Below are 24,424 nucleotides of genomic sequence, written 5' to 3'. Positions count from 1 at the left end.
AATTGAAGTGAAAAGCCTTTTGAGAACAAAGCTTTTTAGAGCGGTGAAGGACCGCGACACAAGACGCGAGCCAGCCACGGAGCGCTCGACCTCTCCGGCGTGATGGTCGGACTTGATCCGACCATCCATGAACCCTGATGTCGTGGAGCCTCGGGTCAGGCCAGAGGACGACGGCGGGTTTGCTGGTGCCCCTTAGCGGCCAGGAACCGGACGGTTGACGACGTCCAGCAGCGCCTTCTGGATATACTCGTTGCCGGCAACGACGCTACGGCTTTCGAGCATGCTGTTCGCACCGCCCATATCGGAAACGAAGCCGCCGGCTTCCCGGATAAGCACGATACCTGCGGCGATATCCCAGGGGGACAGTTCCGCTTCCCAGAAGCCGTCGAAGCGGCCGGCCGCAACGTAAGCGAGGTCGAGAGCAGCGGCACCCATGCGGCGCACGCCTGCGGTCTCGCCCATCACATGGCGAAGCTCGACGAGGAACTTGCCGTGGTTGCCGCGACCGAGATGCGGAACGCCGCAGCACACGACGCTGTCGGAAAGCTGCTTGCGGGCCGCAACGCGAATGCGGCGATCATTGAGGAACGCCCCGCCGCCACGCTCTGCGGTGTAAAGCTCGTCCGTTGCCGGGTTGAAGATGACGCCGGCGACAATTTCGCCGCTGCGCTCCAGACCGATGGACACCGCAAACTGCGGAATGCCGTGCAGGAAGTTGGTGGTGCCGTCCAGCGGATCGACGATCCAGCGATGGGCGCCATCGGTGCCGATTTCCTCGCCACCCTCTTCGCCGAGGAAGCCATAGGTCGGACGAGCCTTCATCAGTTCCTCACGAACGATCTTTTCAGCCTTCAGATCGGCCTGGGACACGAAGTCGCTCGGTCCCTTGACCGAAACCTGCAGGTTCTGCACTTCACCGAAGTCACGCGACAAAGATTTTCCCGCCTTCAAGGCGGCCTGAACCATGACATTGAGAAGGGCTGAACGGGCCATGAAAGAACATTCCTGGAAGGTGGCTGAACCGGCCGCGCAAGATCGGGGCAGGCAGGCATATTGGTTTCTATTTTAGGTTTGCGGGTTCAAGACCACAAAACGCACTGAAATTCAAGGCTAAAGCATAGTCGAGCAAAAAGGTGAAATGCCACGGTACAGGGCGCATCTGCTTTTCCGGTGCCGTGACGCCAATCAAGCGTCTCGAAGTAACGGTTGAGACAATCCTGTGATCAAGTGTGAAAACCTCTCGTTCGTCATCCTCGGGCTTGACCCGAGGATCCATGTTTTTCAACTGCTTAACGGTTCGACAGTGGATCCTCGGGTCAAGCCCGAGGATGACGGTGAGGAGAGGTTCGGCGTCATCACAACGTCGTGCGACGGTGGGCCTCCCAACAATTGAAACCGTAAAAGGACGACCCGTTCGCCTCGTGAGCCGTGGCGGCGCCTTTGCCCTCAGTTGGGCCGGAACTTGTTGGCCGCGTCGATCGCCTGCTTCTGCTGACTGTCCTCGATGCCGAGATAGAAATCTTCCAGCCCCGGGTCTTTTAGCCCTGCGCGGCGCGAGAGCACATACCACTTGGCCGCCTCGATCGGATCGGGGCGCGTTCCGAGCGCCTGGATGTAGAGATGCGCCACCTTGTTCTGCGCCACGACATTGCCGCGCTGAGCAGCACCGTTCAGCCAGCGAAAACCTTCTTCCAGATCGCGATCGCCGGCCGTGCCGTTGACCAGCCAGATGCCGAGATCGACCTGCGCGGTATCGAAGCCCGCCTTTGCGGCCCGTGTCAGCCATTCGCGTGCCTTTGCCTTCTTTTCCTTCGGCACCTCCGGCACGTTCAAATAGATTTGCGACACGGCATATTGGGCATCCGCAATCCCTTTTTCCGCCGATCTTTCATAGAAGGGCAGCGCCGCCATCAGACCCTTTGGCCCGGGCGTCTGGGAAACGAGGATCTGTGCCCAGTTGAATTCGGCTTCCGGATTGCCTGCCTCAGCCGCGCGGCGCATGTAGTCGTCGGCAAGCGTCTTGTCGTGCTTGACGAGGCGGCCCTCCATCAGGATCAGCGCATATTTGAACATGGCAACGGGATCGCCATTCTTGGCGGCCTGCTCGTACCAGAAGGCGGCGGTCTTGTCGTCGCGGGCAATGCCGAGACCGCGGCTCATCATTTCGGCAACCAGCGTCTGCGCTGCGGCATCGCCGTCCTGCGCGCGGGTCAGCGCCTTGTCCAGCGCCTGCACATATTCACCGCGCTGATAATGACCATAGGCCTCGTCAATCTTGCCCTTGAATTCCTTTTCCTTCGGCAGCGGCGGAAGCTCGGCTCCCATGCGCTGATAGACGGTGACGCCCTCCGAAGGCTGGAGATCCTTCTGATCGCCGCCGGTCACGCGGCCTTTTCGCAGCGGATCGGCATCCTGGTCCGTCGGTCGCGACAGCACGTCCGGTCCCTGGTTCACCACCGGTCCAAAATCGGTGTCTTCCTCACCCGCGCCATCGGCACCTTGCGCCTGCGGCTGAAGGCCCGGCAGAAGATCAGGGCTTGCCTGCGGCTCAGCCTGCTGCGGCGCAGACTGTTGGCCGGCAGCTGGAGCCTGGCCCTGCGCAAAGGCAGGGGCCGCGGTGATGGCAAAAGCCATCGCCAGAAGCGAGATCGATGGGGAAAGGCGGAGCAAGCGAAGGATCATCGCCCGTATCAACCGCCAAACCGTGGCGCTTTTTCGTCAAGCAATGCATTGGCTTCGGCAACGGCCTGCGCCGCGCCGCCCGCGTGAGCGAAGACGGCCTGGCGCAGTGCGACGAATTCCACGCCGCTTTCGGCAACCGCAACCACCGAGGCGACATCCGAACCGCCCATGACGATCGACGGAATTTCGATCATCGAGGCCCACCATTCGCCAAGCGCGACGTTCTTCGGGTGTGGCTCCGGCTTGATATCGCCTTCCAGCTTGCCGAAGAAGATATAGTCCGGGTTCGCTTCGCCCTGCTCCAGCGCCTTGTGCCGGTCATCGGCATTGCCGCCGCCAACGATCATCTTCGGCGTGAATTTCTCCACCGCTTCCGCCAGCGGCTCCACGCCGCCGATCACATGCAGACCATCGGCCTTCACGCGGCCGGCAACGCGGCTGTCACCGGCAACCAGCGCTGCGGCACCTGCCGCCTGCACGATCGGCACCAGCACTTCCGCGCGTTTTTGAAAGCTGTCGTCATCGAGAGCATATTGCGGAATGATGACGGAGGCGACGTCGCCGCCCCTCAGGGCATCCTCCAGCGCCTTGGCTTGCAGGCCAGCATCTTCGGCTTGCGGCACGATCAGAACCAGACGGCAGCGATCTTCAGGAGAACCCATGATTTTTCCATTTTCCGCAGAAAGAACGCTTCATCGCCAATCTGCACTCGTTTTCATATACTGTTTCCGATAAACCGGACTGCACGAAGGATCAACAGTTCATAGCTGGACTCTTTGTCGTCCTTTCCCCTCGCGGCCTGTTCCAATGGCCGTCTCACACGCTCATCTCAAGTGCTGACCATGTCGCTCGATCTCCATTTCTTCCTTGTTGCCATTCCCGCTGTCGTTCTGGTCGGCCTGTCAAAAGGCGGGCTTGGCGGTGCCCTGGCCTTGATGGGCGTGCCGCTGATGGCGCTGGCCGTGCCGCCGGTGCAGGCGGCGGCGATCTTCCTTCCCATTCTGATCGTCATGGATCTGGTGGCGCTCTGGGCATGGCGCCACCACAACCACCGGGAAACGCTGCTGTTGATGCTGCCGGGTGCCATTGCCGGCATTGCGCTCGGCTGGGCCACGTCGACGCTGATTTCTCCCGACGCGATGCGCCTCGTCGTCGCAACCGTCACCATCCTCTTCGTCCTGCGTTATTTCTACGAGAGCTTCCGCGCCCGCCGCGGACAGGAGATCGCGCCAAAACCGCAGAGACCGGCTGCCGCCACGCTCTGGTCGTCACTTTCGGGCTATGCAAGCTTCGTGGCGCATGCCGGTGGTCCACCCTTCCAGATCTATGTGCTGCCGCTCAAGCTGGATCCGAAGACCTATACCGGCATGAGCGTGCGCTTCTTCGCCATCATGAATGCGATCAAGCTCATCCCCTATTTTGCGTTGGGAGCGCTGGATTCCACCAACCTCACCACCTCCGCCACGCTGCTGCCGGTGGCGATGATTGCCACATTTGCCGGTGCCAAGGTTGTCAAATACATGAAGCCCGCCGTCTTCTATCCGCTAATGTATGGAATGGCCTTTATCGCGGCGTTGAAACTGCTCTGGGATGGCTTGCCGGCGTAACAAATGTCCCTTGCGGCGCATGCATCCGCAGCCTCCTACAGACAAAACGGAAAGGCCCTGATCGCGCTTTGCAACCAGGGCCTTGAACTTTTACCGCTTCTCAGACGAAAACTCGCCCTGCGGTCTCAATAGTGATTGAAAATCAATGTTTCGTGGTCGCTTTCAGCCTCTGCAACTCGTCCTTAAGACGCAGCTTTCTGCGCTTGATATTGGCAATCTCCCGATCGTCGGAAGACGGGGAAGCAAGAATACTCTCGAGCTCTTCCTCCAGAGCACCGTGTTTCTTTTCGAGCGATGCAATATGAGCCTGAATGGTCATGCGGCACGTCCTTCCTTGTTGAACCTACCTCCAGCGCTCCATCGCTGGAGTTTCAGGTTTACGACAGCACTGTGACACGGAAAGCGCGCTTTGTCGAAGGCGAAATCGGGGCAATAGTGCGGCAAAAATGCTATAAGAGCGCTTCCTTGTTAAATGGAAACAGTTCTGTTGGTTCAAACGGGATCGACTGATTGTCCGGATGGCGCGTGCCGTAGCCAACGCATACGGCCAAGCCGTCCGGGCAAGCAGGTGGCCCGTTTCAACCAACCCGAAGGGCCGGGCATCTTTCCGCCAGGATCAAAGGCGATCGGCTCGGGCGTACCTTTGGGTATGCCCTTCGCCAATCGCCTTTGCCCTGACGAAAACCTGCTCCGGCAGAACGTTGCCATTTGACAAGGAAGCGCTCTAAGGAAACTTCCCGTTACCGCCATTTGATGGTACAGGCACGAAGACCAACAACAGAGATGCCGGATGGCGGTCCGGTTCATTACAATGGGGACGACGAGATGGCCGACCAGGAACAGGCGGACGTCCGGCTTACGCTGGCAAGGCTGAGGCAGGAGCATGAGGATTACGACACGGCCATCAACGCGATGATCCAAACCAATTGCGAAGCGCTCAGAATTCAACGGATGAAGAAGAAGAAGCTGGCCATCAAGGACAAGATGACCCAGATCGAAGATCAGATCATCCCGGATATCATCGCCTGACAACCTCTGGACCCTGACAACCCTCTGGACAAGGAGAGGCCGCTTGACCACCGAAACGCCGCCCGTCGCCATCATCATGGGAAGCCAGTCTGACTGGGAGACCATGAAAAACGCCGCCGATACGCTGGATGCGCTCGATATCGAATATGAGGCGCGCATCGTGTCCGCCCACCGCACGCCGGAGCGGATGTTCGATTTCGCCACCAATGCGAAGGATGAGGGCTTCAAGGTCATCATCGCCGGTGCCGGCGGTGCCGCCCATCTTCCCGGCATGACGGCAGCGCTGACCCCTCTCCCCGTCTTCGGCGTTCCGGTTCAGTCGAAAACCATGTCCGGCCAGGACAGCCTCTATTCCATCGTGCAGATGCCGGCAGGCATTCCGGTCGGCACGCTTGCCATCGGCAAGGCGGGCGCCATCAACGCTGCCCTTCTGGCTGCCGCCGTGCTGGCGCTTTCCGATGAGGATCTGGCCGACCGGCTGGATAATTATCGCGCCCGCCAGACGGCCATCGTTGCCGAGTATCCCATGGACGCCCCGCAATGAAATCCTCCACCATCGGTATCATCGGCGGCGGCCAGCTTGGCCGCATGCTGGCCATGGCAGCCGCCCGCCTGAATTTCCGCACCGTGGTGCTGGAACCCCAGGCCGATTGTCCGGCGTCGCAGGTCTGCAACCGCCAGATCGTCGCGGCTTACGATGACGAAAAGGCGCTCGCCGAACTCGCAAGCCTCTGCGATGTCGTGACCTATGAATTCGAAAACGTGCCCGTCGTCGCGGCCGAAACGCTTGCCGCTTCCGTGCCGGTCTATCCGCCGGCGAAAGCGCTGAGCGCCTCGCAGGACCGCCTGACGGAAAAGCGCTTCCTCAATGACTGCGGCATCCCGACGGCCGATTTCCGCGCCGTGGACGATCAGGCAGGCCTTGAAGCAGCACTTGCAGAATTCGGCGGCAAGGGCGTGCTGAAGACGCGGCGCATGGGCTATGACGGCAAGGGTCAGCGCGTCTTCAAGGGCGGCGAAGATCTGACCGGCGCCTTCGATGCGCTCGGCAAGGTGCCGCTGATTCTCGAAAGTTTCATTCCATTCGAGCGTGAGATTTCCATCATCGCCGCGCGTTTCCAGGATGGCACCGTCACCTGTTACGATCCGGCCGAAAACGTTCACCTGAACGGCATTCTCCATACGTCGACGATTCCCGCCGATCTTTCCGATGCGGCAAGAACCGTCGCAGTGGAATCGGCGCAGAAACTGCTCGCCGCGCTGAACTATGTGGGTGTCGTCGGCATCGAGTTCTTCGTGCTGGCGGATGGTTCGCTGGTGGCCAATGAAATGGCGCCGCGCGTCCACAATACCGGCCATTGGACGGAAGCCGCCTGCGTGGTCTCGCAGTTCGAGCAGCATATCCGCGCCGTCGCGGGCCTGGCGCCCGGCAGCACCGAGCGCCATTCCGATTGCGTGATGACCAATCTGATTGGTGACGACATCGACAGCGTACCGGAATGGCTGAGCCAAAAAGACTGCCTCGTGCATCTTTACGGCAAGACGGAGGCCCGTCCGGGCCGAAAGATGGGCCATGTGACGCAACTCACCAAGGCTGGAAAGCCGGGGTTTTCCCGGTAAAAGCTTGCGGAGCGTGTTGACAGGCCGGTGCCGAAAGGGTATCTGCCTGCCAACCGAAAAAGGCGCGCCCCGTTGCGCGCTTTTGATTGTTTAGATTATGCGTGCGAAAGCCCGCCAAACTGCGGACCAGAAAAATGAAGATCAAGAACTCGCTCAAAGCGCTTAAGGCTCGTCACCGCGACAACCGTCTGGTTCGCCGCAAGGGCCGCGTCTACATCATCAACAAGCAGAACCCACGCTTCAAGGCTCGTCAGGGCTGATTGCGTTTCTGCAGTGCTCCGTTTGAAAAGGCGGATCACTTTGTTGATAGCAGACAGAATTCGATTTCCTAATTGGCGCATACGGATTATCGTGATCCGCATGCGCCAATTTCGTTTTTGTGCCCTTCTCCTCGCCTCGCTCAGCCCGATTGCCCCGGCCACGGCTCTCACCGCCCATGCTGCGGAGCCCGTCGCGGCAGCGCCTCAGCCCGAGCAGCCTGCCTCCAAAGACCCGGTCGGCGATCTCTTCAACAACCTGAAGAAGGAGCGCGACGCCAAGAGAGCCCGCGTCATCGCCACCGAAATCGTTGGCCAGTGGAGCGATTCCGGCAGCCCGACTATCAATCTGCTGATGCAGTGGGCCGAAGAGGCCAATGAACAGAAGCGCAGCGCCGCAGCCTATGACTTCCTCGACCAGGCCATCTTCCTCGACCCGGACTACGCCGGCGCCTGGTACCGCCGCGCCATGATACATCTGGCCGACGGCGACACCCGCAAGGCCATGGCCGACCTCAACAGCACACTGGAAAAAGAACCCCGCTTCTTCCCCGCGCTTGCCGGCCTTGCCAATATTCTGGAAAGCTCAGAGCGCAATGAGACCGCGATGAAGGTATGGGAGCGCTACCTGACGCTCTACCCCGCCGACAAGGAAGCGCAGAAGGAAATGGGCGAGCTTTCCGAAAAGCTGGCTGGCACGCGCAGCTGATCCGCCTACTTTCAGAGAAAGCAGAACCAATTTTGAAGCAAGGAAGATTCGAGAAAGAAGAGCTGCTACTACGCTCGATTGGCGACAATCCTAGTTTCGACATCAGCACGTTTATCGACCGGATATCAGTTTCCGAAGATTGGGCAAAATTAATCGTCGCCCATATATATCTTGATCATATAATCACGGCCGTCCTCAACGAGCACCTCGATCATCCAGAAGCTTATTTTAACGCGCACAGGTCTTTCGCGGAGAAGCTCGGCTTATGTCAGGCTCTGGGATTTTTCAGGGACGAGTTCGGGAGTGTACTTAAAGCTGTCAACGCGCTCCGCAACAAGTTCGCGCATAAACTCGTATTCGAAGTTTCCGACGACGAAAAGCGAAACATCTTTCGCGTCTTGACCACGGAACGCCCAGTTAGTGATGTTACTCGTGCCGATGGATTTGGCGACTTTCTCTTTACTGTCGTCATGTTCACAGAGGTGGAGCGCGCTTTGAACAAGCGTCAGTCAGAGCTTTTGAAAGAGCAAGAATTCGTTAGAAGCAAAATTATGGAGTTGCTGATAGCCAACAAAAACATCCTGACCGAAAACAAGTAAGCTGCGAGGCCGTCTTTGGTCCCGCAGCTCTAGACCTTACTCCATACCAAGCGCGGCCATATAGGTCTGGAGGATCGTCTCTTCCTCGATGCGCTCATTGGCATCCTTCTTGCGAAGGCGGATGATGGTGCGGATCGCCTTGGTGTCATAACCGCGGCCCTTGGCTTCGCCCATGACATCCTTGATGTCACCCTGGATTGCCGCCTTCTCTTCTTCGAGGCGTTCGATACGCTCGATAATCTGGCGAAGTTCGGCGGCGGCGACGGTTTCGGTTGTGGCTGTTTCGTCCATTCCATGATCCTTCAATAGTTCGGCTCGCTTCGAGCCCGTTTTACGTAAGGCGAAATCTTCGCCTGCTGCTCATCAAAGGCAGCCAAAATTCCCGGCTGGTGAACTGCCCGTGGAAAGGCCTCACGTCAAGCCTAATCGGGTGGGAGGCAGCTATTCCTTGGGGCGGTTTTCTTCGAAGGCGGCTTTCTGGCCGTCGCTCGCTTCGCTCTGGTGAAGACGCTTCCAGTCCTCATAGGGCATGCCGTAGATGATCTCGCGCGCCTCGTCCTTGCTGAGATCGGTACCGGCATCCTTTGCCGCATCCGAATACCAGTTGGACAGGCAGTTGCGGCAGAAGCCGGCAAGGTTCATGAGGTCGATATTCTGCACCTCGGGGCGATTGCGCAGATGGTTGACCAGCCTGCGGAAGGCGGCTGCCTCGAACTCGGTTCTCTGCTTCTCGTCAAGCTCGCTCATATCGATGTCGCCTTTCAATAAGGACCAGTCCGCGAGGCGAACTGCTTGTACTCGTGCAGGGTGGGATCGTCATTCATTGCGGCAAAAATGGGAGCGAGACGATCAGCCCAGTCGGCAATGCCAGCCTCATCGCCGATCAGGTCCTGGCGCACTTCCAGAAGCGCATGCGGGATGCCCTTCATCATGCAGTGGCGATACATGGTGTCACCCTTCAGCGCGCCATCGTAGGGCTCGTTATCGCCAACCAGAATATCGCCGCTGGCTCTCAGATGATCAATCAGCGGATGAACGGCGCGGTGGTCCGTGTCCCACAGAACCGCCGCATGCCAGGGACGCGGAACGGACTTCCAGAACGGCGTGTAGGAATGCAGCGAAAACACAAGTGTTGCCTTGCCAGACGTCTGCGCCGTTCTCGTCAAAACCGCATCCACCGCATTGTGATAGGGGCGGTGATAGGTTTCGAGCCGCCTCTGCCACTCCTCGTCCGTGATCGGATGGTTGCCGGGCACGATCGCGCCATCGGAAATCTTCATGATCAGCGTCGGATCATCCTCGCCGCGATTGGGATCGATCAACAGACGCGAAAAGCGTCCGAGAACGGCAGGCACGCCAAGACTCGCCGCAAGCTTTCTGGTCAAACCTTCCACACCAATGTCATAAGCGATATGGCGCTCGAACGCGGCTTGCGGTAGACCGAGATTGCCGTAAGCTTGTGGAAGAAGGTTCATGGCATGGTCTGCAAGCAAAACCATGCCTTTGTCATAATCGCCTTCTATGATTTCGTATGGCTGAAAGTCTGGCATAATTGATTTCTGGGGCAGCTAAGGGAGAGACGCTTGATGGCATGGCTTGACGCCACGCGCAAGTTTGCACGGGTAAACGGCCATCGACAGCACCGCACCAGAGACCCGACCTGACAATATAATCGATTAAACTCGCGTTGACATTCTTGGGCCTCCGCGCCTAGAAGTGTTTTCACTATAACCATGGAATCCGGATGGACGCCGTGACATACACATTCCCCGCTCTCCTCGAGAAACATCGGCGCGCGATCCGCATTTTCACCGCAGCCGCCGTCCTCTCCTCTCCCCTTTTGATAGCGCAGCCGGCATTGGCGGATTTCCGCGTCTGCAACAGCACGCAGAACCTTGTCGGCGTTGCCATCGGCTATCGCGCAAAGGAAGGCTGGGTCAGCGAAGGCTGGTGGCAGGTGCCTGCCTCCACATGCGCCACGCTGATCGAGGGTGAGCTGCAATCGCGCTACTACTATCTCTACGCCGAGGATGCGGCCCGCGGCGGCCGCTGGACCGGCGACGTCAACATGTGCGTTGCCGAAAACGAGTTCAAGATCAACGGCGTCGATGATTGCTATGCCCGCAGCTTCCAGCGCATGGGCTTCAAGGAATACGATACTGGCCGACAGGGAAGCTGGATGGTCCAGCTTTCGGACACGCCAGGAACACAGGAAAGTCAGAACTGATGAAGCGTAACCGCAAAGTCAAAATCCTTGCAACTCTTGGCCCCGCTTCGGCAGAAGAGGCGATGATCGAGAAGCTTCATCTTGCCGGCGCCGATCTCTTCCGCATCAATATGAGCCATGCGAGCCATGACGTGATGCGCACGCTGATCCAGCGCATCCGCTCTGTCGAGAGCCGCAACGGCCGCCCGATCGGCATTCTGGCGGATTTGCAGGGACCGAAGCTGCGCGTCGGCAAGTTTGCCGATACCAAGGTCGATCTCGTCGCTGGCCAGACCTTCACGCTCGACAACAACGAAGCCCCTGGCGACAAGAACCGCGTGTTCCTGCCCCATCCGGAAATTCTCGAATCCGTCAAGCCGGGCGATCGCCTGCTGATCGATGACGGCAAGCTGCATCTGCGCGCCGAAAAATGCGACGGAAAGAGCATCGTCACCACCGTCGTCTCCGGCACCAAGATTTCCGACCGCAAGGGTATCAGCCTGCCCGACACACTGCTCGGCGTTGGCGTTCTGACGGACAAGGACCGCGCCGACCTTGCCGCAGTTCTCGCAACCGAAGAAGTCGACTGGGTGGCGCTGTCCTTTGTGCAGCGCCCGGAAGACCTGGCGGAAGTGCGCAAGATTGCCGGCAACCGTGTTGGCCTGATGTCGAAGATTGAAAAGCCGCAGGCGCTTGAACGCATCGAAGAGATCATCGAACTCTCCGACGCACTGATGGTGGCCCGTGGCGACCTTGGCGTGGAAATGCCGCTCGAAGCCGTTCCCGGCATCCAGAAGCAGCTGACCCGCGCCTGCCGCCGCGCCGGCAAGCCGGTCGTTGTTGCCACCCAGATGCTCGAATCGATGATTTCCGCACCGGTCCCGACCCGCGCTGAAGTCTCCGACGTCGCGACCGCCGTCTTCGAAGGTGCGGATGCGATCATGCTGTCTGCCGAATCCGCCTCCGGCGATTACCCGGTCGAAGCCGTCTCCACCATGGCGTCCATTGCCAGCACCGTGGAGCAGGACCCGCACTACTCCAACATCATCTACGCGCAGCGCGCCCAGCCGGAGGCGACCGGAGCCGACGCCATTTCGCTCGCTGCCCGCCAGATTGCCGAGACGCTGCGCCTCGCCGCCATCGTCACCTACACCTCGTCCGGCACCACCGGCCTGCGCGCCGCGCGTGAACGCCCGCAGGTTCCGATCATTGCACTCTCGCCGATCATCCAGACAGCCCGCCGTCTGTCGGTGGTCTGGGGCCTGCACTGCGTCGTCACCGGTGATGCCAGCGACTTGGACGACATGGTCAACCGCGCATGCCGCATCGTCGTGGCCGAAGGCTTCGGCAAGCCCGGCGACCGCATCATCATCTCGGCCGGCGTCCCCCTCGGCACGCCCGGCGCCACCAACATGGTCCGCATCGCCTATATTGCCCAGGACGGCCAGAGCGGCGTTTGATCGCACTCAGAGAGGGCGAGAGCAAAGCTCCGCCCTCTTGTCCTTCGCCGTTTCGCGCTTGATGCGCAGCGACGCTGCCCCAATCCACTCCGAGTGCATGGGAAGTTTCTTTTAGGGTTTAATCCCTTCCGCCTTGCTTGAGTTTGGCACCAGTCCCTTACATGCGCACAGTAAAAACGTCTGCTGTGCCCACAGACTGGTCGTGCTTAATCTCTGGTCGCGTCCGGGACGGGCGCGTTGCAGGGATTTTGTAAGGTCCGCGAAGCCGCAAACAAGCCGCACACGAAGGGCGCTTCAGAACTCCGATGATGATCGCGGCCCTGAGGACGGAGGGCTGGTGCCGTTTTCCGGCAATCCAACCCTTAACCCATCTCTCGATCACACACTCCGGTAGGCTGCGATCACGATATCGACCTGCGCGGGGCTCATCCCGTCCACCTGACTGGACGAGAAGGCAGCGAGGTGGCTGGTGTCTAGACCGCTCAGGGCACCTGTGCTGAGCCCGGCAATCGCCTTTTTCTTGATGGCGGCGATTTCGGCGGTGGTGAAGCTGTTGAGTTCACCAGCCGACAAGGTTGCCAATTGCGTGCTGTTGAGCGCGCCGACCTGAGTTTCGGTCAGCGCTGCGATACCAGCGGAACTGAGCGTATCGAACTGCGCCGTCGTCAGGGAGGCAATCTGTCGTGTGCTCATGCCCGCCAGCGTCGCCGTGGTGAGATTGGCGATCGTTGCGGTGGAAAGCGTCGCGATCTGAGCGGTCGAAAGCGCCGCGAACTGGCTCGGCGTCAGCGCTGAAATCTGAGCAGAGGTCAAGGCGTTGACCTGCGCGCTGGAGAGGCCCGCAATCTGCGCTGTCGTCATCGCCGAAAGCAAGGTGGTGGAAAGGCCGGCAATGGTGGCTGTCGGCAAGCCGCCCAACACGTTCTTCTTCAGGCTTGCGATCTCCGCCGTGGTGAAGCTGTTGAGTTCTGCCGCAGACAGTGTTGAAAGCTGCGCCGAGGTCAATCCTGCGACCTGTGCTGCGCTAAGAAGCGCAATATCCGCGCTGTCGAGCGACCCGAACTGCGCTGTGGTGAGAGCCGAAATCTGGCGTGTGGTGAGCGCCGAAAGCGTCGCGTCGCTCAAGCCCGCGATCACCGCGGTCGACAGGTTGGCGACCTGCTGCGGCTTCAGCGCGGAGATCTGTGTGGCAGTCAGCGCCGAAAGCTGGGAGGAGGTCAGCGCCTGGAACTGCGAGGAGGTCAAGGCCGAGATCTGGGCTGTCGTCATTGACGCGATCAGGGTGGTGGAGAGCCCAGCAATCGCCGCCGTGGACAGCCCTGTCAAAGCACCCTTTTTCAGCGCGGCGATCTCTGCCGTGGTGAAGCGGTTGAGTTCCGAGGAGGAAAGCGTGGCGAGTTGCGCGGAGGTCAGGCCGGCGACCTGATTTTCGTTCAAGAGCGCGATGTCGTCGGAACTCAAGACGTCGAATTGCGCAGCGGTCAGCGACGAGATCTGGCGCGTGGTGAGCGCCGACAGGGTGGCGTCATTCAGGGCAGCGATCGCGTCCGTGGTGAGGCTGGCGATCTGGTCCGGCTTCAGTGCGGCGATCTGCCCGCTCGAGAGCGTGGCAAGCTGGGCTGCCGTCAGGGCTCTCAACTGCGCAGAGTTCAGGCCGGCGATCTGTGCTGTGGTAATTGCCGAGACAAGGCTGGTGGATAGACCGGCAATCGCGGCGGTGCTGATCCCTGCCACGACGTTCTTCTTAATCGCCGCAATCTCATCGGCTGAGAAGCTGTTGAGCTCAGCGGCGGTGAGCGTTCCCGCCTGTGCGGCGGTCAATCCGCTCACCTGCTGGCTGCCAAGGGCTGCAAGGCCGGCACTGCTGAGAGCATCAAACTGGGTGGCGGAGAGTGCGGACATCTGACGGTTTGTCAGGCCGGCAACCTGCTCGGAACTGAGGCTGTGGAGGACGTCGGTCGAAAGCCCGGCGATCTGCTTCGGCGTCAATGCACCCATCTGCGCCGGCGTCAGCGCTGCCAGCTGCGCACTCGTCAGGGCGCTCATCTGCGTTGAACTGAATGAGGCAAGCTGGGCAGGCGTCAGCGCCGCAAACTTCGTCGTCGACAGCCCGGCGATGACGGCGCTCGACAGGCCGCCAATATTGGCTTTCTTGATGGCGGCCAGTTCATCGGTGGTGAAACTGTTGATCTCGGCAGACGAGAGCGTCGCGAGCTGTGCGCTGCTCAAGGCACCCACCTGTGCCGTGTTCAACGCTTCGATGAGCGCGCTCGATAGATTATCGATCTGGCTGCTGTAGAGCGATGCGACCTGCGCGGTCGTCAGCCCGGATACCTGTGTCGTGCCGATGGCCATCAATTGCGACAGGGTCAGACCGATGATCGACTTTGGCGCGATGGCACCGACATCGGCAGAGGAAAGCGACGAAATCACGGAGGTGTTCAGCGCGCCGATCTGCGTGCTGGTCAGCGCCTTGATCTGCGCCGAACTCAGCGCATCGACATCGGCACTCGTCAACCCCGCAATCACGGAGGTGGAGAGCATGGCGATCTGGCGTGTGGCGAGCAAGGAAATCGTGGTCATGGCGCGTATACCGTCGAGTGGCATGCCCATGTGACGACGAACCAGCCTCAACGCGCTTCGTGCCCGTGGCCGAAGGAAAGAGCGTTGAGACGAGATTCAAAACGGCCTTACGGCGCGTCTTTTATCGACACAGGAACACGGAATTCATCAGGGACATGGTTCGTCAGAACCGGCGCATTGAAAGAGCTTCATGCGTGCAGCGTCTCTCAAGACCACTGCCTTTGCGCGACCTAAAACAAATGACGTGCGGCGATACACGCATAACTTTCGCCGCGACAAACAAAGCAATGAAGAAAGCGTTAACAGCGCCGTCAAACCCCGTCAAGGTGACAGCGTGGCTGACGAAAGCTCCGCGCACGCTTCGGCAAGAACAGACATGGTCTCAATCGCCTGAGACGCCCTCTCTGTGGACGACTCTCCACAGCATCGGCCCGAATGGCGGACCCGATTTTCGCAGAGCCCGATGCGTCAACTCAAAATGGGAGAGCGTCCTTTGTGCGTCCAAGAGGACGCCCGGCGCTTTGTTGAGACACAGCGTGGCCGCCTGAAAGGCAACTCTACCAAAATGCCAGATCTCAATATGCCTGCAAAAACAAACGACCCGAAAATCGATGTCGATTTCCGGGCCGCTAACTTATCTTATGCTCTGCAGAAGCTGATTAAGGCATTCTGACCGGCGAGCTGAAGCGGCTGGAGTCGATCGCCTTGGCGCCCTGGCGGAAGCTTGCATTGGAGGCCGACATGTCGTGGCTCAGCATCCGGTTGCTGACGCGCGGTGCCTTCACCGCACGAACAGTCGCACCCTTGTTCTGGCTGAGTGCCCAATCGGAAATCGCTTCCTGCGTCAGGCGTCCACCGCTGACCATGGCCTGCTGCGATACGACGGCATCCTGCTTGCTTGGGCGACCACCCTTGGTCGGCAGGCCGGCATTAAGGCCGCTATTGTTCGCAGCCGCTGGCTTCGGATCGAACTCGTCACCAAAGCTCTTTGCCTTCGGCGTCACCATCGGGTCAAGCTTGGCAACCTGGCGCGGCGCTTCAACCGGGGTCGGTGCAGCATAGGCAGCAGCCGATGACGGGAATGGTGCAGCCGTTGGCATGGCAGCAGCCGTCACGGCAGAGCGTGCATCCTGTCCGCTCTGTTCCAGGGCGGCAATCACCGTCGGAGACAGAGCTGCCTGGCTGTCGGCTACGTCATCCTGGCCTTCCGTATCGGCATTAGCCGAGGCGATCAGCGCTTCTGCAACAGCCGGACGATTGGCCGGAACCGGCACATGGGCAACCAGCGCATCGGCCGGTGCGTTTTCAGAGTCGAGTGACGCCGTCATGACCGAACCCTGAGCATCGCCACGCATGCCGCGTGGTCCAAGAAGCGTCGGAACCGGAACCGATACCTCGGCCAGATCGGCGAACTTCTGCTCAGCCGGTGCGGCTGTCGGTGTTGGCGTGGTCGCAGCCTGGAGCGCATCCTGAGCGGCGTTACGACCTGGCGAATAAAGCGCCGTCGCAAGGCCGGTCGAAGCTTCTTCGCCACGGAAGGCCGGGCGTGCGGTCGGCAGCGGTGCATTCACGGCACTCGGCACGGGTGCTGCAGAGGCCACCGCGACTGGGGCTTCTTCCGCCTCTTCCGCTACAGGAGCAGGTGCAGGGGAACGACCGGCAGGTGCGGGTGTTGCGATTTCTTCGGAATCTTCATCCTCGTCGCCACCGCCAAAGAGGGCTGCGAGAAGGGTCTTGCGCTTGCCGCCGGAAGAAGATGTCGCAGGTCCGGAACCAGCGGTGCTCGCCACCTGGATCGAAGAGGAGCTGACGCGCTTCTTGTAATCGGCCAGAGCCTGATCGTAACCCGGCAGCGGCTTGCCATCGGCAGGAAGGTGAATGGTGTTGCCGTTCGGGAAGATGCGAACGAGTTCCTGGCGGCTCATGCGCGGCCATGCACGGACATTGCCGACATCCATATGGACGAAGGGTGAGCCGGAGGTCGGGTAGAAGCCGACGCCGCCGATCTGCATCTGCATGCCGATCTCACGCAAGCGGGCGAGCTTCACGCCGGGGATGAAAAAGTCCATCGCCTTGCCGAGCGTGTGCTGGCTGTGCTTGGCAACACCCTTGGTGCGCGAACGCAGCATGCCATTGGTCTCAGGCGAGCGGAAAGCGGAAACGACGTTGATATAGTCCGTGGCACCGGAGCGGCGATACACTTCCCAGACCAGATCGAAAAGGCGCGGATCCATCTTGGTGGGCTGGTTGCGGCGCCAGTCGCGCAGGAAGCGATTGAGCTCCTGCAGGCCCTTCTGATCGTACTTGCCGTTTCTCTTGAATGTGATGACGGCTTTTTCTTTGGTGTGGATATAATAGAGCTTCAAACTGCGTGTCTCGGCGGCGGCTTCCGTCGCTGAAACGCTGAAGATGGGCATTGCGGCTAACATCAGGCACGCAACGGTGACAACGCGTGCCGACAGCTTCGTGCATATATCTTTGATCAAGCCGCGCGCAGACTTGCCCGCATGCGCGATATTCCGATTCAGATATGGCAATTCGATCCCCGCCTGGCAGACAATTTGTCACATTGTCCCACTTGAACCTCAATTACGGTGACACGATGGCAAATTTGCCACACACATACAACCTTCCTCTATATAGTGAACAGACAACTAACAAGAGGTTTATGAAGGGTAAGCGAATATCCTTGCTCAGGGGTTAACAAAAATCCGAACGCCTAATTTAGGCTTTAACCCTCATCGTCACGCTGCGTCATGCATCGGATTGTCGGGATCAATGCCATAATCCTTCAACTTACGGTAGAGTGTCGAGCGCCCGATGCCGAGTTTTCGCGCCACTTGGCTCATCTGTCCGCGGTAGAATCGCAGTGCGAACCGGATCAGTTCCTCTTCGATTTCGGCGATGGTGCGCACATTGCCGGTCTCATCGGTACTGGCGATCAGACTGCCGCTCGGAAAAACGCCATCATTCTCCACGTCTGCCTCCTCGCTTGCAGTCCCATGCGTACCCGGTGCTTCAGATGCCTTGACCTCGACCAGCGAAGGCGCGGTTCCCGCCACGGACCGATCCGCGGCGTGTGCGCCCGTCTCTCGCGCATCGCCTTCGAAGCCTGGAACCTGCGCGGCGATCTGGACGAAATCGCTTGCCGCCAGCTCACGGCCCTGCGCCAGAACGGCTGCGCGGAACACGGCATTTTCCAGCTGGCGGATGTTGCCCGGCCAGTCATAGGCGGTCAGCAGCGCAAGTGCTGCGGCACTGACCCCGACCGACTGCGGCAATTTCTGCTCGAGTGAGAACCGCTCGGCAAAGGTGCGCGCCAGGAAGGGAATGTCTTCCTTGCGGCGGCGCAGTGCCGGAATGGTGATGGGGAAGACATTGAGGCGGTAATAAAGATCTTCGCGGAAGCGGCCTTCCTTCACCTCCTCGATCAGGTTTTTCGCCGTGGCGGAAATCAGCCGCACATTGACCTTGCGGCGCCTGGACGATCCCGCGGCTTCGATCTCTCCGCTTTGCGCTGCCCGCAGAAGCTTCACCTGCACCTCGAGCGGCAGGTCGCCAAGCTCATCGATAAACAGCGTGCCGCCATCGGCCTCCAGGAACTTGGCCTGCTGGCGCTCGCCAGCGCCGTCACCGCCCTCTGCCGCATCACCACCAAATAACGTGCTCTCGATCAGTTCAGGCGCAATCGCGCTGCAGTTCAAAATCACGAAGGGCTTCGTCGCCCGCTCGCTGCCCGCATGGATGGCGCGCGCAATCATCTCCTTGCCGACCCCCGCCTCGCCTTCCAGCACCACGGGAATGGTGGAGTGGCTGGCGCGTTTTGCCAAATCCACCACGCGTGCCATCGCAGGACTGGCCGAAACAATATCCGCAAGCCCAACCGGCTGATGGCGCGCGCGCCGCAGGGAGCGACCCTTTGGATCGTCGGATTTCAGCGCACCGGCAATCGCCGTGCCAAGGCGTTCAGGCGAAACCGGCTTGACGACGAAATCGAAAGCGCCCGCCCGCATGGCTTCCACAACCGCGTCGATACCGCCCTGCCCGGTCTGGACGACAACGGGAACGTCCATGCCGAGATCGTGAACCGCCTGAATGAAGGAAAGACCGTCCAGCCCGCGCATCGCCAGATCGATGACGACGACACCGATCTCGGACCCACGTGTTTTCAAGATCCCAAGGCCCGCCTTTCCGCTCTCGGCCAGCAGGCACGCATGTCCATTCTGCTCCACGGCCTGTTTCAGCACACGGCGCTGGACGGGATCATCTTCGACAATGAGAACGTGAACGGTCATTTCGAGCTCCGGTTTCCGGTTTATGAACCTGCCTCATGCAGGCTCTTTGGCTCGACTTTGCCACGCAAGACTTCAACATCGGGTTGTGAGAATTGCTTGCATTTTAAGCATTGCCACAGGAAACAAAGGCACCCATATGCTTCGATGCGAAGACAAAAAGGACGCGTTTCATGACCTTGACGACATCGACCCCCATGCCTGCCTTCTCTCCCGCCGAAAGCGCAAGCGCTGCTCTTGGCGACCTGCCGGTCTGGAAGCTCTCCGATCTTTATCCCTCGGTCGATTCCGCCGAATACAAAGGCGACCTGAAAAAGGCCGAGAGCGATGCCAAGGCATTCGAGACGAAATGGAAGGGCAAGCTTGAAGCTGCCGCCAGCCGTTCGGGCGATGAGGGCATCGGTGCGGCACTGAAGGAATATGAAGCGCTGGACGACATTCTCGGCCGCATCGGTTCCTTTGCGGGCCTCACCTACTTTTCCGATACGTCGAACCCGGCCAATGGAAAGCTCTACGGCGACGCCCAGGCCAAGCTCACCGATATTGCCTCGCACCTTCTGTTCTTCCCGCTGGAACTCAACCGCATCGATGATGCGCTGATCGATGCGGCATTCGACAAGGATGCGCTTGCAGCGCACTACAAGCCCTGGCTGGTGGACCTGCGCAAGGACAAGCCGCATCAGCTGGATGACAGCCTGGAGCAGCTGTTCCTGGAAAAATCCATGACCAGCGCAGCCGCCTTCAACCGCCTCTTCGACGAGACGATGACCGACCTTCGCTTTGAGGTTGATGGCGAAAGCCTGGCCCTGGAACCGACGCTCAACATGCTGCAGGAGCCGGACCCGGAAACACGCCGCAAGGCGGCAGCCGCGCTCAGCGCCACTTTCAAGGAGAACTTGCGCGTCTTCACGCTGATCACCAACACGCTCGCCAAGGACAAGGAAATCTCCGACCGCTGGCGCAAGTTTGAAGACATTGCCGACAGCCGCCACCTGGCAAACCGCGTCGAGCGCGAGGTGGTCGATGCGCTGGCGGCTGCGGTGCGCGAGGCTTATCCGCGCCTGTCGCATCGCTATTACAAGATGAAGGCCAACTGGCTCGGCATGGAGCAGATGGACTACTGGGATCGCAACGCGCCGCTTCCAGACACGTCCAACGCTATCATCCCCTGGGGTGACGCAAAGGATATGGTGCTCTCCGCCTATGGCGCCTTTGCCCCGGAAATGGCCGATATCGCCCGCCGCTTCTTCGATGAGGAGTGGATCGATGCGCCCGCCCGCCCCGGCAAGGCGCCGGGCGCTTTCGCCCATCCGACCGTGCCCTCCGCCCATCCTTATGTTCTGGTCAATTATCTCGGCAAGCCGCGCGATGTGATGACGCTTGCCCATGAGCTTGGCCATGGCGTGCACCAGGTTCTGGCCGGTGAGCAGGGTGCGCTGATGTGCGCCACGCCGCTGACCCTTGCCGAAACGGCCTCGGTCTTCGGCGAGATGCTGACCTTCCGCAAGCTTCTGGAAGCCACCACCGATCCGCGCGAGCGCAAGGCCATGCTGGCGCGCAAGGTGGAGGACATGATCAACACCGTCGTTCGCCAGATCGCCTTCTACGAATTCGAGCGCAAGGTGCACACCGCCCGCAAGGAGGGCGAACTGACCGCCGAACAGATCGGTGAATTGTGGCTGTCCGTGCAGGAAGAAAGCCTCGGGCCGGCGATCCGCATTTCGGAAGGTTACGAGACTTGGTGGACCTATATCCCCCACTTCATCCACTCGCCCTTCTATGTTTATGCCTATGCCTTTGGCGATTGCCTAGTGAACTCGCTCTATGCCGTCTATCAGAATGCCGACGAGGGTTTCCAAGCAAAGTATTTCGAGCTTCTGAAGGCCGGCGGCACCAAGCACCATTCGGAGCTTCTGAAACCCTTCGGCCTTGATGCGACCAACCCCTCCTTCTGGAGCAAGGGCCTGTCGATGATCGAAGGCCTGATCGACGAGTTGGAAGCCCTCGACGCGCCGTCAAAATGAGACCATGACAACAAAAATCGGCGACGCTCCCATTTCGGACAAGCTTCGCCGGTTTTTATATCCCGTCGGAACAGATGCAGAAGACGGACCAGGAGCATGAAGCGCAAGCCCGCTGACCTTACCTTGAGGGAAACATTGCGATGGGAGCCGCAAAGCGGCTTCCAGCGGCTGGAACAGCATCTGCGCCGTCTGCTGCGGTCTGCCGATGCGCTGGGTTTTCGCCCGCCGAAAGATCCGGCCTCGGCGCTCAAGACAACCGTGAACGGCGACGGCCCCATGAAGGTCGCCCTGGTGATGAACTACAAGGGCGAGCTGGAGATTGCCGCAGAGCCCTTTCAGCCGATTGCGCCGGACGCCGTCTGGCGGCTGAAGATCGCCGAAAAGACCCGGCTCGATTCCAGCGACACATTCTACCGGCACAAATCCTCGCGGCGCGAACCCTATGATGCCGCGCGTGCTGAGTTTTCATCCAAGGAGGCTGACGAGGTCCTGCTTCTTAACGAGCGCGGCGAAATCTGCGAAGGCTCTGCCACCAGCCTTTTCGTCGAAGGCCCGGACGGCCAGTTGCTGACCCCACCGCTCGATAGCGGCATTCTGCCCGGCGTCCTTCGCGCCGATCTTATCCGCGACCGCAAGGCGCGCGGACAGGCGCTGAAGCCCGAAGATCTGCAAGGCAGGAAGATTTTTGTCGGCAATTCACTGCACGGGCTGGTGCCGGCCGAACTGGTTTGATCCGGTTTCAGTTGACGATCCATTCCAGCCGGGCGCGGCCATTCTGCTTGGCGAGATAGAGCGCCCGATCGGCCCGGTGATAGAGTTCGTTGCTGCCCTCACCCGCCTTGTAGAGCGCAATGCCGGCCGAACAGCTATAGGAGAATTCGGGATGGTCTGCGAAGGGCCGTGACTCTGCCGCTTTTTCCAGAATGCGTCCGACGATCGAGGCGCATTCCTCCAGCCCCGTCCGTGGCATCACGAGCATGAACTCTTCGCCGCCGACACGGCCGAAATAATCCGGCCGGCGAATGGTCGAATGGGCAAGCTTGACGAAGTCGCGCAGCACCGCATCGCCACCCTGATGACCGAAGCGGTCGTTGACCCCCTTGAACAGATCGATATCGATGATGGAAACGCCGAACGGGGGCTCGATGTCCTTGTCGACATTTTCGGCGTGAGCTGCCAGGCGAGCGAAAACGAAACGTCGATTGGAGGTTCCGGTCAGTTCATCGGTCTGCGCGGCGCGCAGCGCAAGGTCGCGATCCTGCCGCAGGCTTCGCTGGTTCTGGCGAAGTGCGGTGATGTCGGTGCCGACGCACAGCATCCAGCCATCCGTTTCCACCGTCTCCGTCATCCAGATCCAGCGCCCATCATGCATATCGAGTTCGAGCCCGCGAAAGGCCTGCTTGCCGCGCCGCGATTGAGCGGACAGAAGCCAGGCTTCGAAATCCCTCGTATTGATGATCAGGCCCTGACGGTTCTGATAGTTCAAACGGATGATCTCGGCCCAGGTGGGAAAGCTGTCTTCGGAGAGATGGAAGGCTTCGCGAAAGGCCCGGTTGGCATAGCGAACACGGTCTTCCGTATCGTAGAGCGCGATAAGAACAGGCGTTACGTCTTGCAACGCCGCCACGCGCTCCAGAAGACCGCCGATATAAGACTGCTCATCATGACGGAACATTCGTCACCTGAAATCCGGCCAGCGTCCCTCATGGCCGCTTATTTAGCAGACAATTATATCGGCTCGTGTCAAAATTGCGATTGCGAGAAAGGATGCATCATTCTCGATAGTAAAGAGAGAATGAAGACGTGCTTCATATTCGCGTCATGTGGTTGTACTTTATTGATACGAATGGATAATCTGGTTTTAGACCATAGTTTACGAAGGGAATTGAAATGACGGAAGCTGCATACCCGATCTACGGGGAGATCAACGGCCCCATCATCATGATCGGTTTCGGCTCCATCGGCCGTGGCACGCTTCCGCTGATCGAAAGGCACTTTACCTTCGACCGGACGAAACTCGTGGTCATCGATCCGCGCGAAGACATCGCCGATGATCTGGCCGAGAAAGGCATTCGCCACATCCGCACCCATCTGACCAAGGATAATTACAAGGACGTGATGACGCCGCTGGTCGAAGGCGGCAAGGGCGGGTTCTGCGTCAACCTGTCGGTGGATGCGTCCTCCGTCGATCTGATGAAGCTCTGCCGCAAGCATGACGTGCTTTATATCGACACCGTCGTCGAGCCATGGCCGGGCTTCTACTTCGACGACAAGGCCGACAATTCCGCCCGCACCAATTACCGGCTGCGCCAGACCATGCTGAAAGCCAAGGAAAAGCACCCCGGCGGCACGACGGCCATTTCCACCTGTGGCGCCAATCCCGGCATGGTTTCCTGGTTCGTCAAGCAGGCGCTCGTCAATCTGGCGAGTGATATGGGCGTTGAGATCGAGGAGCCGAAAACCGGCGACCGCGAAGGCTGGGCAAAGCTGATGCAGACCCTGGGCGTCAAGGGCGTGCATGTGGCAGAGCGCGACACGCAGCGCGCCCGCGAACCAAAACCCTTCGGCACCTTCTGGAACACCTGGTCGGTGGAAGGCTTCATCGCCGAAGGTTTGCAGCCCGCCGAACTGGGCTGGGGCAGCCACGAAACGTGGAAGCCGAAAAACGCCAGGAAGCACAAGAAGGGATCGAAGGCCGCCATCTATCTGGAGCAGCCCGGTGCCGACACCCGCGTGCGCACATGGTGCCCGACGCATGGCGCACAATATGGCCTGCTCGTCACCCACAACGAGGCGATCTCGATTGCCGATTACTTCACCGTGCGCGACGAGGATGACAAGGTCGCCTTCCGCCCCACCTGCCACTATGCCTACCACCCCTGCAACGACGCGGTGCTGTCTCTCTATGAGATGTTCGGCAATGGCGGACAGGCACAAGCCGTGCAGCATGTACTGACGGAAGACGAACTGGTCGATGGCGCCGATGAACTCGGCGTGCTCCTCTACGGCCATGAGAAGAACGCCTACTGGTATGGCTCGCGTCTGACGCTCGAACAGGCGCGCAAGCTCGCCCCCAACCAGAATGCCACCGGTCTGCAGGTCAGTTCCGCGGTTCTGGCCGGCATGGTGTGGGCGCTGGAAAATCCGGAGGTCGGTATCGTCGAAGCTGACGAGATGGATTATCGCCGCTGCCTCGAAATCCAGAAGCCCTATCTCGGCCCTGTGGAAGGCCATTACACCGACTGGACACCGCTGGACGGTCGTCCCGGCTTCTTCCCGGACGATATCGACAAGGACGACCCCTGGCAGTTCCGCAACATTCTGGTGCGCTAAGCCCTGACGGAAAGGAAAGCGCT

At 59.8% G+C, this 24,424-nt stretch carries 23 protein-coding genes; 12 read left to right on the top strand and 11 right to left on the bottom strand.

Annotation, left to right across the window (positions count from 1 at the left end; all coding sequences use genetic code 11):
- Positions 1 to 192: 192 nt before the first annotated feature.
- From AC07U5_RS03725 to AC07U5_RS03715, 3 genes are all read right to left on the bottom strand, one after another.
- Positions 193 to 993, bottom strand: coding sequence for an inositol monophosphatase family protein (locus AC07U5_RS03725; RefSeq protein WP_062599050.1), 801 nt, complete (start codon positions 991 to 993; stop codon positions 193 to 195).
- A 453-nt stretch (positions 994 to 1,446) separates the two neighbouring features.
- Positions 1,447 to 2,682 (bottom strand): tetratricopeptide repeat protein, encoded by a 1,236-nt coding sequence (locus AC07U5_RS03720; RefSeq protein ID WP_494722335.1) that lies wholly within the window; start codon positions 2,680 to 2,682, stop codon positions 1,447 to 1,449.
- 8 nt (positions 2,683 to 2,690) lie between these two features.
- Positions 2,691 to 3,344: a thiamine phosphate synthase gene (locus tag AC07U5_RS03715; RefSeq protein ID WP_062598860.1), complete on the bottom strand. Its 654-nt coding sequence runs from the start codon at positions 3,342 to 3,344 to the stop codon at positions 2,691 to 2,693.
- A 180-nt stretch (positions 3,345 to 3,524) separates the two neighbouring features.
- On the opposite strand from AC07U5_RS03715, the gene AC07U5_RS03710 reads away from it, so the two are divergent.
- Positions 3,525 to 4,289, top strand: coding sequence for a sulfite exporter TauE/SafE family protein (locus AC07U5_RS03710; RefSeq protein WP_062427913.1), 765 nt, complete (start codon positions 3,525 to 3,527; stop codon positions 4,287 to 4,289).
- Between the two features lie 142 nt (positions 4,290 to 4,431).
- Here AC07U5_RS03710 and AC07U5_RS03705 read toward each other — a convergent pair whose 3' ends face one another.
- The gene (locus tag AC07U5_RS03705; protein WP_082447303.1) at positions 4,432 to 4,608 is read right to left on the bottom strand and encodes a YdcH family protein; all 177 of its coding nucleotides are present in this window, start codon (positions 4,606 to 4,608) and stop codon (positions 4,432 to 4,434) included.
- A gap of 506 nt (positions 4,609 to 5,114) precedes the next feature.
- Here AC07U5_RS03705 and AC07U5_RS03700 point away from each other — a divergent pair.
- From AC07U5_RS03700 to AC07U5_RS03675, 6 genes are all read left to right on the top strand, one after another.
- Positions 5,115 to 5,318 (top strand): YdcH family protein, encoded by a 204-nt coding sequence (locus tag AC07U5_RS03700; RefSeq protein ID WP_062427987.1) that lies wholly within the window; start codon positions 5,115 to 5,117, stop codon positions 5,316 to 5,318.
- Between the two features lie 76 nt (positions 5,319 to 5,394).
- Entirely contained in the window at positions 5,395 to 5,862 is a 468-nt protein-coding gene (gene purE / locus AC07U5_RS03695; RefSeq protein ID WP_207773727.1) for a 5-(carboxyamino)imidazole ribonucleotide mutase, read from the top strand.
- On the top strand, positions 5,859 to 6,938 hold the full coding sequence (locus AC07U5_RS03690; protein WP_443276103.1) for a 5-(carboxyamino)imidazole ribonucleotide synthase: 1,080 nt from the start codon (positions 5,859 to 5,861) through the stop codon (positions 6,936 to 6,938). Before purE ends, AC07U5_RS03690 begins: the two co-directional genes overlap by 4 nt.
- Before the next feature lie 134 nt (positions 6,939 to 7,072).
- Entirely contained in the window at positions 7,073 to 7,198 is a 126-nt protein-coding gene (gene ykgO, locus AC07U5_RS03685; RefSeq protein ID WP_003497670.1) for a type B 50S ribosomal protein L36, read from the top strand.
- Positions 7,199 to 7,298: 100 nt separating this feature from the next.
- Positions 7,299 to 7,904, top strand: a complete 606-nt coding sequence (locus AC07U5_RS03680) for a tetratricopeptide repeat protein (RefSeq protein WP_443276101.1) — start codon at positions 7,299 to 7,301, stop codon at positions 7,902 to 7,904.
- 32 nt (positions 7,905 to 7,936) lie between these two features.
- On the top strand, positions 7,937 to 8,503 hold the full coding sequence (locus AC07U5_RS03675) for a hypothetical protein (protein WP_494722334.1): 567 nt from the start codon (positions 7,937 to 7,939) through the stop codon (positions 8,501 to 8,503).
- A gap of 36 nt (positions 8,504 to 8,539) precedes the next feature.
- Here the strand turns inward: AC07U5_RS03675 and AC07U5_RS03670 are convergent, their stop codons facing one another.
- The 3 genes from AC07U5_RS03670 to AC07U5_RS03660 all read right to left on the bottom strand — a co-directional run bounded on the left by AC07U5_RS03670 (position 8,540) and on the right by AC07U5_RS03660 (position 10,053).
- Entirely contained in the window at positions 8,540 to 8,794 is a 255-nt protein-coding gene (locus AC07U5_RS03670) for a DUF2312 domain-containing protein (protein WP_062439745.1), read from the bottom strand.
- Positions 8,795 to 8,944: 150 nt separating this feature from the next.
- A complete protein-coding gene (locus AC07U5_RS03665; protein WP_062439741.1) occupies positions 8,945 to 9,250 on the bottom strand; it encodes a DUF1244 domain-containing protein in 306 nt (101 codons plus the stop codon).
- Between the two features lie 14 nt (positions 9,251 to 9,264).
- Positions 9,265 to 10,053 carry an N-formylglutamate amidohydrolase gene (locus AC07U5_RS03660; RefSeq protein ID WP_494722333.1) on the bottom strand — a complete coding sequence of 263 codons (789 nt, stop codon included), beginning with the start codon at positions 10,051 to 10,053 and terminating at the stop codon, positions 9,265 to 9,267.
- Between the two features lie 194 nt (positions 10,054 to 10,247).
- Between AC07U5_RS03660 and AC07U5_RS03655 the strand changes: the two genes are divergently transcribed.
- Together AC07U5_RS03655 and pyk are read left to right on the top strand one after the other, a co-directional pair.
- Positions 10,248 to 10,730 (top strand): DUF1036 domain-containing protein, encoded by a 483-nt coding sequence (locus tag AC07U5_RS03655; RefSeq protein WP_062427906.1) that lies wholly within the window; start codon positions 10,248 to 10,250, stop codon positions 10,728 to 10,730.
- Positions 10,730 to 12,169, top strand: coding sequence for a pyruvate kinase (gene pyk, locus AC07U5_RS03650; RefSeq protein WP_062427905.1), 1,440 nt, complete (start codon positions 10,730 to 10,732; stop codon positions 12,167 to 12,169). Before AC07U5_RS03655 ends, pyk begins: the two co-directional genes overlap by 1 nt.
- Positions 12,170 to 12,547: 378 nt before the next feature.
- On the opposite strand, the gene AC07U5_RS03645 is transcribed toward pyk, so the two are convergent.
- From AC07U5_RS03645 to AC07U5_RS03635, 3 genes are all read right to left on the bottom strand, one after another.
- Positions 12,548 to 14,752 carry a hypothetical protein gene (locus tag AC07U5_RS03645; protein WP_494722332.1) on the bottom strand — a complete coding sequence of 735 codons (2,205 nt, stop codon included), beginning with the start codon at positions 14,750 to 14,752 and terminating at the stop codon, positions 12,548 to 12,550.
- Between the two features lie 659 nt (positions 14,753 to 15,411).
- Entirely contained in the window at positions 15,412 to 17,289 is a 1,878-nt protein-coding gene (locus AC07U5_RS03640; RefSeq protein WP_494722331.1) for a peptidoglycan L,D-endopeptidase MepK, read from the bottom strand.
- 207 nt (positions 17,290 to 17,496) lie between these two features.
- Positions 17,497 to 19,047, bottom strand: coding sequence for a sigma-54-dependent transcriptional regulator (locus AC07U5_RS03635; protein ID WP_494722330.1), 1,551 nt, complete (start codon positions 19,045 to 19,047; stop codon positions 17,497 to 17,499).
- Between the two features lie 170 nt (positions 19,048 to 19,217).
- Here AC07U5_RS03635 and AC07U5_RS03630 point away from each other — a divergent pair, with 170 nt between their 5' ends.
- A complete protein-coding gene (locus tag AC07U5_RS03630; protein WP_494722329.1) occupies positions 19,218 to 21,068 on the top strand; it encodes a M3 family oligoendopeptidase in 1,851 nt (616 codons plus the stop codon).
- Between the two features lie 96 nt (positions 21,069 to 21,164).
- Positions 21,165 to 21,800 carry an aminotransferase class IV gene (locus tag AC07U5_RS03625; protein WP_113266696.1) on the top strand — a complete coding sequence of 212 codons (636 nt, stop codon included), beginning with the start codon at positions 21,165 to 21,167 and terminating at the stop codon, positions 21,798 to 21,800.
- 7 nt (positions 21,801 to 21,807) lie between these two features.
- Here the strand turns inward: AC07U5_RS03625 and AC07U5_RS03620 are convergent, their stop codons facing one another.
- Positions 21,808 to 22,716: a sensor domain-containing diguanylate cyclase gene (locus tag AC07U5_RS03620; protein WP_111849683.1), complete on the bottom strand. Its 909-nt coding sequence runs from the start codon at positions 22,714 to 22,716 to the stop codon at positions 21,808 to 21,810.
- A gap of 242 nt (positions 22,717 to 22,958) precedes the next feature.
- Here AC07U5_RS03620 and AC07U5_RS03615 point away from each other — a divergent pair, with 242 nt between their 5' ends.
- The gene (locus AC07U5_RS03615) at positions 22,959 to 24,401 is read left to right on the top strand and encodes a homospermidine synthase (protein ID WP_494722328.1); all 1,443 of its coding nucleotides are present in this window, start codon (positions 22,959 to 22,961) and stop codon (positions 24,399 to 24,401) included.
- The last annotated feature ends 23 nt before the right edge of the window (positions 24,402 to 24,424 follow it).

The organism is Agrobacterium sp. GW821-FHT02D03 (genome assembly GCF_059421725.1).
The sequence above is the reverse complement of the archived record's forward strand: the minus strand, read 5'-3'. Positions and strand labels throughout refer to the sequence as shown.